Raw genomic sequence first — 15202 nt, 5'->3', positions numbered from 1 at the left:
CGATGAAGAAAAAAAACAGGGTAAAGAACATCATTCTCGGGATTTTGACCGTCCTTGTCATCCTGATCTTCTCGTTCCCGTTCCTGTGGATGCTGCTGGCCTCCTTCAAGACGCAGGCGCAGATCATGTCCACAGAGGATGTGCTTCTCTTCAAGCCGACCTTCGACAACTACAAGAGCGTATTCGAGCAGTATGACTTCCTGGATTTCATCGTTAACAGCCTGGTGGTAGCCGTCGTGTCCACAATCGGCTCGCTGCTGCTCGGCCTGCCGGCGGCCTATGCGATCGCCCGCTACAAGATGCAAAAGCTCAGCCTGGTCATCCTCGTGGCGCGGATCGTGCCGGGGATTACGTTCCTTATCCCCTGGTACATCCTGTTCTCGAAGATCGGACTTGTCGATACGTATACGGCGCTTATTCTCAGCCATATGCTGGTCGGTCTGCCGTTCATCATCTGGGTTATGATGTCGTTCTTCGAAGGGCTGCCTCACGAGATTGAGGAGGCGGGACTTATCGACGGAGCCACCAAATCCCAAGTATTCCTGAAGATCATTATGCCGATCTCGGGACCCGGCGTGATCACGTCGTCGCTCCTGTCGTTCATTTTCTCTTGGAACAACTTCATGTTCTCGATCATTCTCGCGGGCGACAAGACGAAGACGCTGCCGGTGGCCGTGTTCAACTTCATCTCGTACTCCGAGACCAACTGGGGCGCACTGATGGCGGCCGCTTGCATCATCACGCTGCCGGTTCTGATCATCGCCCTCGTAGCACAGCGCTATATCGTCAGCGGTCTGGCGGCTGGAGCGGTCAAAGGCTGATTCTTCTTCCTCTCTCGCGGCTTTCATGCCGGCGGACAGAGGTTCGGCGCCCCGGGACATCCCGGGCGCTTTCCGGTTAAGCAGGGCCCTAGTGGTGTAAGAATAGTAAGACAACGGATAACGCCTCGGACGGGGAGAGACTGCCGGGAAATGCCGACCTGCCGCATGCATGCGGGCATATGGCCGGCTTTTCCCGCCTTCCCGGCGCCGGGGCCGTTTCTGTTCATCGGCCTAGCGCGCCGATACTGGATTACATGAAGGGGGACTACAGCATGAAGCTGGGAATGATCGGGCTCGGAAAAATGGGAAGCAACTTGGTAAAGAATTTGCTGGAGCAGGGGCACGAGGTCGTCGTATATGACCGGGACCCGGCGCTGGCGGAGGAGCTGCGTGCGAAAGGTGCGGAGCCGGCGGACAGCCTCGCCGATCTGGCAGGCAGGCTGCAGGCTCCGCGTACCGTCTGGGTAATGGTGCCGGCCGGCGGGCCTGTCGAGTCAGTCGTCGGTGAGCTGGCGGAGCTGCTCGAGCCGGGCGACCGGGTGATCGAGGGAGGCAACTCGCACTACAGGGATTCGATCCGCCATGCGGCATTGTGCGCGGATAAGGGCATCGCGTTCCTCGACTGCGGCACGTCCGGCGGGATGGAGGGCGCGCGCCACGGCGGCTGCATGATGGTCGGCGGCGAAGAAGAGGCGTTCCGGCAGGTGGAGCCGCTCTTTGCCTCGCTCTGCGTGCCGGGCGGCTATCTGTATACGGGGAAGCCGGGCAGCGGGCATTTTCTCAAGATGGTGCATAACGGCATCGAATATGGAATGATGCAGGCGGTCGCGGAAGGCTTCGAGGTGCTGGACAAGAGCGAATTCGGCTACGACTTCGAGCAGGTGGCTCGTGTCTGGTCGAACGGCTCGGTCATTCGCGGCTGGCTGATGGAGCTGGCCGAGCGGGCATTCTCCAAGGACGCCAAGCTGGAGACGATCCGCGGCGTGATGCATTCGTCCGGCGAGGGACGCTGGACGGTAGAGACCGCTCTCGAGCTGCAGGCGAGCGCACCGGTGATAGCGATGTCTCTGTTCATGCGGTACCGTTCGCTTGAAGACGACACCTTCCACGGGAAGGTCGTCGCGGCGCTCCGCAACGAATTCGGGGGGCATTCGGTCGAGAAGAGCGACTCCTAACCGGGGAGCCGTTCGGGGACTAACGGCGGGTTCCCTTCTCTGCGATAATAGGGGAAGCGGCTGTCCGGCTCCGGCCGGACGGGCCTATGCTTCGCCAGTGACCCATGGAAGGATGAGGGATCGGCCATGTTTCGGACTACCATATTTCGCAAAATCGTGCTGCTGCTCGTCCTGCTGCTCCTGCCGATCCTGATTCTGTTCGGCTTGTCCAGCAAGGTGAGCGTGAACGTCGTGGAGAAAGAGCTGCTGACCTCGAGCATGAACCGCCTGACCTTTTTCCTGCGCCAGATGGACGCCGATTTTGATCAGCTGTCGCTCTTTCCCGTCATCGTCGCCGCAGATCCTTATGTGCGCGAGGTGATCGACCGGCGGGAGGCGGGCTCGTTCGAGCAGCTGCGCAAGGAATCCCGGCTGTATGAGAAGCTGAGCCTTCAAAGCGTCGCCAGCTCGTATCTGAACGTTCTTTCTCTGTACTTGCCTGACGAGAAGAAAGTGATCTCGTCGAACAAGTATCTCGATTACGACGAGGCGTATTTGCGCACGCACATCTTCAACGGATGGGCGTACGAAGGCGATCCCACCCAGCCGGAGCGTAAGCGGTTCGTCCGCCAGGTGGTCGAGCCTCCCTACGCCCGCCAGCTGGAGGAGGCGACTGCGCTTATCCAGGTCAGCATCGGGACGGCGAACATTACGCATGCGCTTGATCAGTACAAAGAGGGCGGCCGGGGAGATCCGTTTCTCTACGCCCCGGGCTACGAACCGATCCTCAATTCCTCATCCCAGCAGGCGCTCGTCCAGCAGCTGATCCCTCTCATGGATCTGTCCGTGCTGGAGCAGGAGGGCAGGCAGATCGTCAAGCTGAACGGAGAGAGCTACCTGGTCAACGCCGTCGAGAGCAAAAATCTGGGCTGGCTGCTTGTCGACTATGTTCCGCTCCAGCAGATCGTCAAGCCGATCACGACCAGCCGCAACTTGTTTTATATCGTGCTATCGCTTATGCTGATGACCGGCATTCTGGCCGCGTTCCTGCTGTACCGCAACGTGCAGATTCCGATTCTCAACCTGCTGAGCGGCGTTCAGAGGCTCAAGCGGGGCGATTTCTCCACGAGAATCGGCTATCGCTCGAACAATGAGTTCGATTTGCTGTTTCAGCGGTTCAACGAGATGGCCGAGCAGATTCAGCAGCTGATCGAGACTGTGTACGAGGAGAAAATCCGGTCCCGCGAGGCGACGCTCAAGCAGCTTCAATCGCAGATCAATCCGCATTTTCTGTACAATTGCCTGTTCTTCATCGTCAACACGGCGAAGCTCGGGGACCGGGAGGCGGTCGTCGCTATGGCGCACAATCTTGGCGAATACTACCGGTATGCCACCAAGACGGCGCAGCAGCTCGTCCCGCTGTCGGAAGAGCTGAAGCTGGTCAAGAATTACCTTGTCATTCAGAATTTGCGCATGCAGCGCATTCACTATGAAGTCGAAATTCCGGGCGAGATGCTCGGCCTCCTGATCCCGAGGCTGCTGCTGCAGCCGATCGTCGAGAACGCGGTCGTCCACGGGCTTGAGCCGCTCCCGCGAGACGGTGTCATTCTCCTCACGGCCGGGCAGGACGATACGTATTATTGGATCGCCGTCGAGGATACCGGCGTCGGCATGACGCCGGAGGAGATTGCCCAGCTGGAGAGCCGGATTCAGGCGCCTGCGGAGGAGGAAATCGGGACAGGAGTCCGCAACGTTCACCAGCGGCTCGTCTATCTGTACGGAGAAGGCTCGGGACTTCGCTTCGCCAGCCGGCCGGAGGGCGGCCTGCGGGTGACGCTCGTCTGGCGGCGGGAGCCGAGACTGGCGGAGAACGGCGGGACGGGCAGCCTGTAAGTCCGGTGCCGCTGTCCCGCCACGGCCGCTCCGTTGGCCCCGCACAATCGCTGGAGGGTGTCGTGGATGCCCGTGGGTCGGGGGACGACCGTCAGGATGGCCGATGCAAGCAGAGAAGGGATGGATAACGAATGGACAACAATGGTCAAGTCCGTGCCCATATCAAGCCTGGCATGCAGGTGGAAATCGTGCTCAAGCAGGATCAGCGAACCGGCAAGCTGACAGGCGGCGTCGTGAAGGACCTGCTCACCAACTCGCCGACCCATCCGCACGGCATCAAGGTGAGGCTGACAAGCGGCCAGGTAGGACGTGTGAAACGAATTATGAGCGGGAGAGAGGGACAGGCCTCCGAATAGAAAGAGACGCCTGCCGGCCCGCGTTCAAGGCGTCAGGAAGGCCGTCTCCACGGGGGGACGGCCGGGAAGAGGGGGAGAATCATGCTCAGTCTGTTAATCGTCGATGATGAGCTTCACGTCGTGGAGCGGCTGTCCGAGCTGCTGCCTTGGGAAGAGATCGGCATCGGCCGGGTCTTCAAGGCGCTGTCGGGAGGGGAAGCGCTAGCGATTCTGGAGACGGAGACGATCGACATAGTGATCACCGATATACGCATGCCCGGCATGTCGGGCCTGGAGCTTGTCTCGACGATCCGGGACCGGTGGAAGATGACCAAGTGCATCCTCCTGTCGGGGCACGCCGAGTTCGGCTACGCCCAGGAAGCGATCCAGCACGGCACCGCCGATTATTTGCTCAAGCCGGTCAGCGACGAGGAACTGCTCGCTACGGTCGCCCGGCAGGTCGAGCAGCTGAAGAGCGAGTGGGCCGAGCTGACGTCGGTCCGGAGGCTGACGAGTACGTTCAAGGAGCATCTGCCGTTGCTGCGCAGTAACCTCCTGAACGAGCTTTTGCAGGGCAGACGAATGGGAGAGGAGCAGCTTCGTGAGAAGCTGGACGTGCTGGAGATGCCCGATTTGTACGGGCGCTCGTTTGCTTTGCTCCTGATCCGGCCGGAGGACCCGTTTCAAAGTGCCGATACGCGCAGCCGATCGCTGTTCGATTATGCGATCGGCAACATGGCCGAGGAGCTGTTCGCACCGGACTACCGGCTGTGGACCTGCCGGGATTCCCACGATTTCCTCGTGTTCGTCGTGACGCGGGAGGACGGGGACGGGCCTGCAGGAGACCGAGACGCGGCGGAGGCCGCTGGATCGGGCAGGTCGCCGGAATCTTGGCAGGATGCCCTTCAGCGCGGCGCGGCCCGTCTGCAGGACGCCGTCCGGACGTATTTGAAGGGGAGCGTCTCTGTGCTGGTCAGCCGGGGCGGCGTCTTTCCGTCGGATATGAGCCGGCTGTACACCAGCGCCCTGTCGGCGCTGCGCAAGCAGGTCGGCCAGGAGCAGGGGCTCTTCCTGCCGGTAGGCGAGGAGGAACGGCCTCCCCAAATCCAGACGATCGGCAGTCTGTACGAGACGCCGTCTCTGACCCATCTGCTGGAAGCGGGGAGATGGCAGGACACGGAGGAGCGCCTCCAGCAGATTATGGCGGAGCTCGATGCCAAAGGAGCGGAGTCGGAGGAGCATGCCCTGGAGGTTTACTTTACCGTGACGGCGGCGTTCTCCTTTATCGCGCACAAGAACGGACGGCCGCTCGCTTCCATTCTGGGTGAGGACTACAACCGGCTGTCCGCGGGCATTCCGTTTCAGACGTTGTCGCAGCTGAAGGAATGGACCGGGCGGGTGCTGCGCCTCCTCCGCTCGGATATGGAGAAGGAGTCCCGCGATACGCGGACGACCATCATCCGTCAAGTGCGCCAGTTCGTCGAGCGCAATCTGGACGGAGACGTCTCGCTGCAGGCGATCGCCGATCACGTATATCTTCATCCAGTCTACCTATCGAAGATCTACAAGCTGGAGACCGGAGACAATCTGAGCGACTATGTCCAGCGGCTCAAGATGGAGAGGGCGGCTTTTCTGCTCAAGGAGAGCAAGGATAAAATATACGAGATCGCCGCGCAAATCGGGTACCAAAGAGCACACTCCTTCATTCACGTGTTCAAGAAGCATTATGGAGTGACGCCTCAGGAATACCGCGATCAGCATCTGCGCAAGCGAAACGAAGAGTAGGAAGGCCGGCGGAAGCCGGTTTTTCTGTCTTTCCAGATTATAATTATTATAAAGAAGGATTGATTTTCATCTGGAGTTTGCTATACTAGAAGATAGAGTGATAATGATTCTCAACGTGTGGCGTCGAGAGAGAGAGGCTTATCCGGCGTCTCTTTACCGCCAATGTGCGTTTAATTCCAGAAGGAGTGTGCTGACCGATGTCCGAAACCCAAGAAGTCACCGTCTATTCCCGTAACCATTGCCCGTACTGCGATCAAGTGAAAAAATATTTGCAGACCAACAATATCGAATATGTCGAGAAGAACGTGGAGCTGAACGAAGCGTTCGCCGAAGAGCTTTGGAACATGGGCATGCAGTCCGTACCGGTAACGGTCATCGGAGAAAACAAGATTCTCGGCATGAACGTGACGAAGTTCAAGCAGGTGCTGAATCTGTAACCCTGTCTCTTCTTCTTGTACCGGATGGATTCCGGATAGACCGGCCGCGCGAGCGGCCGGTTTTTTTGTGTCCTCTATCCTCCCCGTTAAACCTGATGGCGAAGCAAGGAGCATTTCCTGAGAAATTTCTCATCGAATTATCAGAAACCGGCGGAACCCCCTATCCTTCGCATGTTCACGGCAGCCGAGGGAATTGGTGGGAAAGCTCCCTCTGGTATACTCGGGTTGTACACCAAGATAAACACCTAGGGGAGGAACTGCTTGTGAACTACATAAGCTTAAGGAACAACTGGAAGAAGAAGGCGCTCACTGTAACGCTGGCCGTATCTCTCATCGGAACCGGCTCCTGGCTGGCCGCGGCTCCGGCTTCGGCGGCAGCGAACAGCACGGCTACCGTATCGTCCGCGTCGTCGGCGGTAAAAGCAAAGCGCGTGGTCGCTCTCGCCAAATCGCTGAAGGGCAAGGTTCAATACCAATGGGGTGTCAACAATCGGACGAAGTTTATCTTCGACTGCTCGTCCTTTACCAAATATGTGTATGAGAAGCAAGGCGTCAAGCTGAAGTGGGGCGCAAGGCTCCAGTACAACCAATTCCCGCACGTCAGCAAAGCCAATCTGAAGGTCGGCGACCTCGTCTTCTTCAGCGTAGGCAGCAGCAAGACAATCGGCCATGTCGGCATCTACATCGGCAACGGCAAGTTCATTCACAACCTGAGTCCGAAGGCCGACGTCACGATCAGCGATCTGACCAAGGGCTACTGGAAGAACCATTACAAAGGCGGCGCACGCGTCTTCAAATAAGAAGCGTTAGGAGAGCTGCCGGAACGGCGGCCTCTAAACAAAACAAAAAGCAAGGGCTCGTCCCAAGCCGAATGTCGGCGGGACGGCGTCCTTGCTTTTTTTGGTGCGATGGTGCGGATGGCGGCAAGTATACGGCCTGCCAAGAAGAATAATTGTCGAAATTGTGCAACAAATCTTGTTGGTCGTGAAACAATCGTTTGGCGAACGCCGGCGGACCGTTACGCCGCCGACTTGACCTTCTTTTCGTCCCGTTTGTTCTTGCCGAGACCGGCGGTCAGGACGGCGGTCACTACGACTGCGACGAAGCCCCATTTGACGAGCGGGTGGAAGGCCAGGTAATCGACCATGAACTTCTCCTCGGCAATCATCTTGGCGGCTGTCATGGCCAGCACACCGGCGCCGATATACAGAATCCAGGGGAACTTCTCCATCAGCTTCAGGAACAGTGTGCTGCCCCAGACAACGATCGGTACGCTGATGACGAGACCCGTAACGACAAGCAAGAAGCTGCCGTGTGCCGCGCCTGCTACCGCCAGCACGTTGTCGAGGCCCATGACGACGTCGGCGATCAGAATCGTGCGGATGGCGCCCATCATGCTGGGCTTCGCATCCAGCTCGTGATCCTTTTTGTCGACGAGCAGCTTAAAGGCGATCCAGATGAGGAGCAAGCCGCCGAGCAGGAGCAGACCGGGGATGTTGAGCAGCCAGGCGACCCCGAGCGTAAGGAGGACACGCAGCACGACCGCGCCGAAAGTTCCCCATAGGATGACCATTTTCTGCTGGTGCTTCGGCACGTTGCGGGCCGCGAGACCGATCACGATCGCATTATCTCCGGCGAGTACGAGATCAATGATAATGATGTTGACGAGGGCAAGCAGGAATTCCGTGGACAGCACATCCAAGTTGCAACAGCTCCTTTTTTAGATAGTATGGCTCAAAAAAGAATAGACCCTCACCGATTCCGGTGAAGGTCTAAACACAAGAAAAGACCTTCACCACTAACGGGCAAAGGTCTTGCTAACAACGTTACGTTGCCAATAAAGCCGGGGACGCGAATCCCGAATTGACGACTTTACTGTACAGCTACTCCCCTTTGAGGATGCTATTCGATTACGTTTAGTATAGAGAATGCAGCTTGGCCCTGTCAAGCTTCCTCACGCAAAATAAGCTTACACCTCGCGGAAGGCCTGCATCATCGCCTCCCACTCCTCTTCGGTTCCTTCGTACTTGTCCTTGGGGAAGCGCTCCTCGACCCAGCGCATCATTTCCGGCCGGCTGAGGAAGGTATAGCAGTCCTCGCCCCACTGATCGGAGATCTCGCGGACGATCAGCGACTTGCCGTTCACCTCGACGGTGAGCATATTCCATTTGTCGGTTTTATAGATGGTGTGCTTCTTGACTCCCTGATTCTTCAAGGCCTGTCCCTCGCTTCGTAGTGGTAATGGGGCACATCCGCACAAGCTCACGCCTGCATAGCCGCCGGCTGCGGGGCGCAGACCCCTCTGTCCGGCCGTGCCGCGGGAGAAGGGCGGAGAGGCCCGTTTCCTTCTCTCCATACCTTAGCACGAAACGTCCCCGGATATCAAAAAAAACCGTCTGCGCCCCTGCTTCCCCCGTTGCAGGCGGATTCCCCCGCTGGTAAACTATGGGAAGGCGCTCAAGGAGCAGCCTCAAGCGGCGCCTGCATGCGGTGCATGCAGAGCCGAGGAGACGAGATTAGATGAGATGAGCCAGTTGAGAGGAGACGAGTTGAATTGAACCCAATGCAAGCAAGCAAGCCGGTCTACGAGCAGGCCGGATTCGCGGTAACCTGCCGATCGCCCGAGGAATATGCCGCCATGTTCGCTCTGGAGGAGCCGTTTCCGGCGGAGCGGGACGTCCTGGACGTCGCGGCCGGCGCTTCCTCCTACACGGCCGAGGCACGGCTCCATGGCGTCCGGGCCTATGCGGTCGACCCTCAATATGCCAAGACGCCGGCGGAGATGGAAGAATTCGGACGGCGGGAGATGGAGACGGCCGCCGGCAAGATCGGGCGGCTGAGCCGCCATATGGACTGGTCCTTCTACGGCTCGCCCGAGCGGCAGTTGGAGATAAGGAAGCGGTCGCTCGAGCGGTTTACGGCCGATTACCGTAAGCGGCACGAGGAGGGCGAGACGGTTTACCGGTGCGGCGGCGTTCCGAATTTGCCGTTTGAGAGCGAATCGTTCGATCTGGTGCTGTGCAGCCATTTTTTGTTTCTCTACGACGAGCAGCTGCCGTATGAGCTGCATGCGGCCGCGGTTCGGGACATGCTGCGTGTGCTGAGATCGGGAGGGGAGGCCAGGATCTATCCCCTCGTTAATCTGCGGTATGAACCGTCGGCGTTCGTGGAGCGGCTTCTTGGCGAGCTGGACGGCGCCTCGATTTCCTACCGGTACGAGCCGAGCGAGCTGCCGTTTATGCCCGGATCGGACCGCCTGCTCGTCCTGCAAAAAAATAGAAATTGCGGCCGGTGAATCGCTTGAAATTGCCGAAACCGGGTGCTATAATAAAGTACATTCGTCATTCAATGACGATATTTTAGGAGGTTGTTTACTTGAAAGGTACAGTTAAGTGGTTCAACGCAGAAAAAGGTTACGGCTTTATCCAAGTGGAAAACGGTGACGACGTATTCGTTCACTTCTCCGCTATCCAAGGTGACGGCTTCAAAACTTTGGACGAAGGCCAAGAGGTTGAGTTCGAAATTACCGAAGGCAACCGTGGACCGCAAGCTGCTAACGTCATTAAATTATAAGATAACGAACGACCCTTATAAATGATGGTTCAGCAACGGAAGCTCTGCAGCGATGCAGAGCTTTTTCGCTGTTTCGGGAGGGCAATAGGACAGTGCCTCTCCGGTCGCAAAAGCCAGGCGTGTCAGCTATTATTCCCGATCCACTAACCCAACGAGCGATCGGTATGATTCATAACGCTCTGAAGGAAAGACTGCAATTCCTTAATGAATACCTTCGCCGCCTGTCCCATGAATTTGTCCGTACGATAGAGGATACAGATGTCTTGAGCAGGGGTGGGATTCAGCAGCTTTACGGCGACGATCTGCTCTTGATTCCTGTAATCCAGCAGCATCCGCGGAAGAATAGAGGCTCCTATGCCTTGTTCGACCAAGGACAGCAGCGTCGATAAAGTGGACGTGACAATCGGATTGTCGATCGCTATTCCTTTCTCCCGACAGCACGAATGAATGACCTTCGTGATCTGATGGTCCGAATGGAACATGACCATCTTGAGATGCTGAAGCTGTTCGAATGGAATCGCCTTTGCCTTCGCAACAGGGTGGTCCGACCGGATCGCTAAAGCAAACTCTTCGTGAAACAAAGGAATCATCGAAATCCGCTCATCAAGGTTCAGGGGTACCGTAGTCACGCCGAGATCTCTGGTGCCGTTAAGAACCTGCTCGTAGACATCCGTGGTCTCCGTGACGCTTATCGCGAGCTTAGGATACGACTTGTGGAAATCGATGAGTAGTGCGTGTGCGTCAAACAGCAAATCCCCGTCCCCCGGTAATATGCCGATATCCAGCGTGCCTCCTTCCATCCTCTTCAGATCCGTTATCGCCCTTTTTGCATAGTCAACATGTTGAAAGATCCGTTCGCTTTGTTCGAGTAGTAGTTTCCCTGCGTCGGTTAAATGGATTCGCTTGCCGATCCGATCGAACAAAGGGAGCCCCAGCTCGTTCTCTAAAAACTTGATCTGCTGACTCAGATTCGACTGTGTGGTACAGAGAGTTTCCGCCGCCCTGGAGAAATGCATTTCCTTACATATGGCAACAAAATATTCAAGCTGTCGAAGTTCCAATGCCCGGTCCCCCTTCGATAATCGATCTCCCTCCGCCATTATACCGTTCCACCTGAGGGCCAACAATTGCTAATTCATCATTACTGAAACCGATCGATTGCATCGGAATCTCGTGATTGTTGAGCAGAGGTGCGTGACGTAAGCTTTAGATAAGAAACGAACAAACTCAGGTACAGGGAGGATTCAAAATGGAACATTCGATTCTTCATACGGGGAAAGTGCTTCGTCAACTTACAATCGGCCAGCTTCAGAACGTGCCGGAGGCGCAGATGGACATTCAACCGGAGGGCTTTCGCAATACGGTACGCTGGAATATCGGTCATATCGTCTATTGGTTCGATAAATACGCTTCCCTAAGCTTCGGATCCCCGTCGGCCATCCCGTCTCATTACGAGACGTTGTTCAACTCAGGAACGAAACCTTCGGATTGGACGGTTATCCCTCCATCCAAGGAAGAGCTGATCGGAAGATTGGCGGAACAGCTTTCCCGCCTTGCTGAATGGACACCCCAAATGCTCGAAGAGAAGCTGCCATCGCCGTTTGAAATGGGACCGTTCCAATTCGTTACAGCAGGAGAATTGTTTAATTTCGCTTTGATCCATGAAGCCCTTCACCTTGGCGTTCTATCAAGCCAGCTTAAGCTCATCAAATGAAAATCCCCGATTGGGTGCATAGAGCAGAGTTAGATTTTACTATGAAATTAGGGGGGCCGCTAGATGACAACCCGTGAAGCGTTTGATGCGTTTAAGCGTGCTTTGGAAACAGGGGAGACAGTCGATTTCCTTAATAAGGTCACAGATGATTTTCATTTCTTCGTTCCGCTCCCGCTGGATGGGTGGAAGGAGAAGCAGCAAGGCCGTGAGCGGTTCGAGGACCTGATCCGGTTTGAGCGCTCCATCTTTCCGATGCGGCTCACTCCTCTGATCGAGCTGGAGAATGAGAGTTACGGGATGGTCGTCTTTCGCTCGGTAGGATTGCTGAACGGTAGCCCGTTCCACAATGAGCTTACCATCGTCTTCGAGTTTGAGAAGGACCGGATCCGCTCCTTCCGGGAATATGTAGGCATGCCGCTAAAAAACTACGAGAACCCGTAACCGATAAATAACAAAAAGAAATGGATAGAGGTTCAGATCTTCTCTGAACCTCTATCCATTCTATTTTTTCTCAGTTTCTCACCCTTGCGAACGTCTCAAATGAATGGCTCACGCGAGTGTCCCGCCGCTAATCGATGATCGTCAGAATCTCGTCGATCTCTTTGCGGGCGAGACGACCCGGCTGCTCGGACGGATAGCCGAGAGCGATGACCATGTTGATCTGGCTGTCGGCCGGCAGGTCGAGGTAGGCTCTCAGCTGTTCGGCAGCCAGCAGAACCGGACCGGTCATCGGGCAAGTGGCCAGACCGCGCGCATGGGCGGCGAGCATCAGGTTCTGGGAGGCGAGGCAGCTGCTCTTGATGCCTTCCTCGGCCCAGACGTGATCTTCCACGAGCCCGATCGGATCGAAGATCTTGTCCCGGAACTTCGACGCGTACGGCGTGGCCAGGCAGACGATCAGCACGGGCGCATCCGAGAAAGCGGTCGCATACGGGCCGAACGACTTGACGAGCAGCCGGCCCTCCCGCGACAGCCCGCGGGCTTCGGCGTCGGCGGCGCGCTGCCGCAGCTGCTCCCACGTCATTTCCTCGATCGCCTTGATCTTGTCCTTGTTGCGGACGGCAACGAACTGCCACGTCTGGGAGTTCGTATCGCTCGGCGCGTACCGGGCACAATCGATGATTTCACGAATGTCCTCGATCGAGACGGGCTGTTCGGTGAACTTCCGGATGCTCCGGCGGTCCAGCACGATTTGCTTGAATTTTTGATAGTCGAGTTGCGAGTCGATGGAAGTTTCCATATATGTACCTTCAGCCTTTCTGTTCATAGGTTAACCTGCGTCCCGGGAGAACGGTCTGACGGGCTCGCCTTCTTAGTGTAAGCTTTTTCGCGCATTCCCGCAAAGGGGGCACGGGCTCATGCGCCCGCTTCGTCGTCGGCAGACCCCAGATGGCCGCTCAGGAAGACGAGCGTGTCCTCCAGATGCTCGGTCCAGTAGGCCCACGTATGGGCTCCGGGATACTCCCGGTAGACGAACGGATAGCCCATGGACTCAAGCTCTCCTTTCAGCCAGCGGTTCGCAGGCAGGAGGAAGTCCTCGGTGCCGCAGTCGAACGCCAGAGAAGGGCGATGCTCTCCGGCGAGCACCCGGCGGGCGAGAAACGCGAGGTTGTGCTCCTGCGCGTAAGGGCCGTCCAGAGGGCCGGCGATCCGGGCAAGCTCCGCCTCCTGCCAGTCGGGCGCGAGGTGGAGATGGGCCGAGTCCGGCATCATCCCGAGCGCCCCGCTCATGCTCGAGGCCGCGACGAAGAGATCCGGATTGCGCAGAGCCAGCAGCAAGGAGCCGTAGCCGCCCATCGACAAGCCGCCGATCGCCCGTGTCTCCCTTCCGGGAAGAGTCCGATACATCCGGTCGATATGCGGGATGAGGTCGTGGACGAAGTACTGCTCGAACCGGCCGCTGCCGTCGTACCAATCCATGTAGTAAGTGCCCCGGTCGTAGCCGCCGTCGCTCGGCATGACGAGGATCGCCTCGGGGATCGCTCCGCTTCTCATCAGCCGATCCGCCGTCTCGTAAGCGGAGCCGCGGACCGGCCAGCTGATCTCGCTGTCGTACCGGCCGTGCAGCAGGTAGACGACCGGATACCGGCGTTCAGGCTCGGCTTCGTAGCTCGGCGGCAGGAAGAGATAGTAGGTCAGTCTTCTATGCAAAGCTCCGGAGAAGAACGTAACGGGAGAATGCTGCATGCGAAAAACCAGCTCCTTAACGTTAAAGTGATGGTGCTTGTGGATGTGGATCATGCGAAATTCTTACTCCTGGAACCGTTTGAGAATATGGGTCAGGAAAAACCCGAGGCAGGCCGCTGCCGCACAGGCTGCGGCAATGAGGTACAGCGTCTGGCCGCCCCAATAATCGAAGACGCGGCCGCCCAGCGCCCCGCTGATGAGGCCGGCGAATCCGCCCCACATGACGTTGAAGACAGCTTGTCCCGTTGCACGGAACCGGTCGGGCACGAGCTGGGTCAGATAGCGCAGCGCGGTGAACAGGAAGATGCCGAACGAAAAGCTGTGCAGCGCCTGGGTCGCGATAATCCAGTTGGGATCATGCACAATGGACATGAGAAAGAAACGGATCGCATAGGCGAGCGCGGCAAAGCCGAGCAGCGGCAGTTCCTTGTACCGGTGGCCGTAGCGCGACAGCAGGAAGAACATCGGCGTCTCGCTGATGGCTGACGCCATCCAGGCATAGCCGACGACCGCTTCGCCGGCTCCCAGGTCCATCAGGTAGAGCGCCAGGAAGCCGTCGTTCACCCGCGCGGCTAGTGCCAGGATGAAGCATAAAAGAAGGAAGCGGATCAGCCTCGGGGACGTCAGCACCTGGAAGAGACCGCTGAAGTCCATCTTGGTGTACGTGCTCCGCTGATCCTTCAGCCCGAAGACGAGCAGCAGCGTGACGAGCAGCGTGCCGATGGAGAAGTAAGGGACATAGCCGCCGCCGAGCTCCTTGAGCAGCAGGCCGAAGGCGACGGAGGCGAAGGCGAAGCCGAACGAGCCCCAGACGCGGTATGACGCGTAGCTTTTGCCGTTGCGGGCGACCGTGAGCAGAATCTGGCTGTCCGTCAGGCCGCCGAGCGGCGTCTGGAAGAAGTAGAACGCCGTCATGATAACGAAGACGACCGAGAAGGCGTCGAATTGGAACAGCAGCAGTGCGGCGGCGAGCTGGCCTGACAGCACAATGAACAGGATAATCCGGATTCGCTGCAGCTTGTCGCTCAGGAAGCCCCAGAACAAGTTTGAGATGATGCCGACCGTGGGGCCGATCGAGTAAAGGACGCCGATCTGCATTTTGCTGTAGCCGAGCGAGCTGAAGTAAATCGGGAAGACCGAGACCGTGACGGCCATCATCATGTAGAACGTAAAGGAGAACGCCTTGAGTGGGGCCCCCGAATCACGCGGAGACATGGCCGGTGTGGCCTCCTGGATGCTGGACATGTCTATCCTTCTTTCTCGATGTAGTAAAGGCCGGATCGGAGCAGCAAGCCGAGCCTCG

At 57.6% G+C, this 15202-nt stretch carries 17 protein-coding genes; 11 read left to right on the top strand and 6 right to left on the bottom strand.

Going from position 1 to position 15202, the window contains the following annotated elements; translation table 11 throughout:
* Nucleotides 1-2 precede the first annotated feature (2 nt).
* From KJS47_RS06460 to KJS47_RS06430, 7 genes are all read left to right on the top strand, one after another.
* Nucleotides 3-821: a carbohydrate ABC transporter permease gene (locus tag KJS47_RS06460; protein ID WP_213523777.1), complete on the top strand. Its 819-nt coding sequence runs from the start codon at nt 3-5 to the stop codon at nt 819-821.
* Between the two features lie 272 nt (nt 822-1093).
* Complete coding sequence (gnd, locus tag KJS47_RS06455; RefSeq protein ID WP_213523775.1) at nt 1094-1996, top strand: phosphogluconate dehydrogenase (NAD(+)-dependent, decarboxylating); 903 nt, start codon at nt 1094-1096, stop codon at nt 1994-1996.
* Nucleotides 1997-2122: 126 nt separating this feature from the next.
* Complete coding sequence (locus tag KJS47_RS06450) at nt 2123-3868, top strand: sensor histidine kinase (protein ID WP_213523774.1); 1746 nt, start codon at nt 2123-2125, stop codon at nt 3866-3868.
* 131 nt (nt 3869-3999) lie between these two features.
* Nucleotides 4000-4224, top strand: a complete 225-nt coding sequence (locus KJS47_RS06445) for a YwbE family protein (protein WP_213523773.1) — start codon at nt 4000-4002, stop codon at nt 4222-4224.
* Nucleotides 4225-4305: 81 nt separating this feature from the next.
* Entirely contained in the window at nt 4306-5988 is a 1683-nt protein-coding gene (locus KJS47_RS06440; RefSeq protein ID WP_213523772.1) for a response regulator, read from the top strand.
* Between the two features lie 197 nt (nt 5989-6185).
* Entirely contained in the window at nt 6186-6425 is a 240-nt protein-coding gene (locus KJS47_RS06435; RefSeq protein ID WP_213523771.1) for a glutaredoxin family protein, read from the top strand.
* Nucleotides 6426-6688: 263 nt separating this feature from the next.
* Complete coding sequence (locus KJS47_RS06430) at nt 6689-7225, top strand: C40 family peptidase (protein ID WP_213523769.1); 537 nt, start codon at nt 6689-6691, stop codon at nt 7223-7225.
* Between the two features lie 218 nt (nt 7226-7443).
* Here KJS47_RS06430 and KJS47_RS06425 read toward each other — a convergent pair whose 3' ends face one another.
* The gene (locus KJS47_RS06425; protein ID WP_213523767.1) at nt 7444-8127 is read right to left on the bottom strand and encodes a TerC family protein; all 684 of its coding nucleotides are present in this window, start codon (nt 8125-8127) and stop codon (nt 7444-7446) included.
* Nucleotides 8128-8394: 267 nt separating this feature from the next.
* Nucleotides 8395-8586 (bottom strand): hypothetical protein, encoded by a 192-nt coding sequence (locus KJS47_RS06420; protein WP_213524993.1) that lies wholly within the window; start codon nt 8584-8586, stop codon nt 8395-8397.
* 402 nt (nt 8587-8988) lie between these two features.
* On the opposite strand from KJS47_RS06420, the gene KJS47_RS06415 reads away from it, so the two are divergent.
* Together KJS47_RS06415 and KJS47_RS06410 are read left to right on the top strand one after the other, a co-directional pair.
* Entirely contained in the window at nt 8989-9720 is a 732-nt protein-coding gene (locus KJS47_RS06415; protein WP_249716272.1) for a class I SAM-dependent methyltransferase, read from the top strand.
* An 80-nt stretch (nt 9721-9800) separates the two neighbouring features.
* On the top strand, nt 9801-9998 hold the full coding sequence (locus KJS47_RS06410; RefSeq protein WP_213523763.1) for a cold shock domain-containing protein: 198 nt from the start codon (nt 9801-9803) through the stop codon (nt 9996-9998).
* 143 nt (nt 9999-10141) lie between these two features.
* Here KJS47_RS06410 and KJS47_RS06405 read toward each other — a convergent pair whose 3' ends face one another.
* Complete coding sequence (locus tag KJS47_RS06405; protein ID WP_213523761.1) at nt 10142-11059, bottom strand: LysR family transcriptional regulator; 918 nt, start codon at nt 11057-11059, stop codon at nt 10142-10144.
* A 188-nt stretch (nt 11060-11247) separates the two neighbouring features.
* On the opposite strand from KJS47_RS06405, the gene KJS47_RS06400 reads away from it, so the two are divergent.
* Nucleotides 11248-11712 (top strand): DinB family protein, encoded by a 465-nt coding sequence (locus KJS47_RS06400; RefSeq protein WP_213523759.1) that lies wholly within the window; start codon nt 11248-11250, stop codon nt 11710-11712.
* A 63-nt stretch (nt 11713-11775) separates the two neighbouring features.
* Entirely contained in the window at nt 11776-12153 is a 378-nt protein-coding gene (locus tag KJS47_RS06395) for a nuclear transport factor 2 family protein (RefSeq protein ID WP_213523757.1), read from the top strand.
* 127 nt (nt 12154-12280) lie between these two features.
* Here the strand turns inward: KJS47_RS06395 and KJS47_RS06390 are convergent, their stop codons facing one another.
* The 3 genes from KJS47_RS06390 to KJS47_RS06380 form a co-directional block, all read right to left on the bottom strand.
* Nucleotides 12281-12952: a nitroreductase family protein gene (locus KJS47_RS06390; RefSeq protein WP_213523755.1), complete on the bottom strand. Its 672-nt coding sequence runs from the start codon at nt 12950-12952 to the stop codon at nt 12281-12283.
* 116 nt (nt 12953-13068) lie between these two features.
* Complete coding sequence (locus KJS47_RS06385; protein ID WP_249716137.1) at nt 13069-13953, bottom strand: alpha/beta hydrolase; 885 nt, start codon at nt 13951-13953, stop codon at nt 13069-13071.
* A 9-nt stretch (nt 13954-13962) separates the two neighbouring features.
* Complete coding sequence (locus KJS47_RS06380; protein WP_249716135.1) at nt 13963-15144, bottom strand: MFS transporter; 1182 nt, start codon at nt 15142-15144, stop codon at nt 13963-13965.
* Nucleotides 15145-15202 lie beyond the last annotated feature (58 nt).

Origin of the sequence: Paenibacillus sp. J31TS4, assembly GCF_018403265.1 — a bacterium.
Lineage (GTDB): Bacteria > Bacillota > Bacilli > Paenibacillales > NBRC-103111 > J31TS4.
This window is presented reverse-complemented; position numbering and strand designations above follow the sequence as displayed.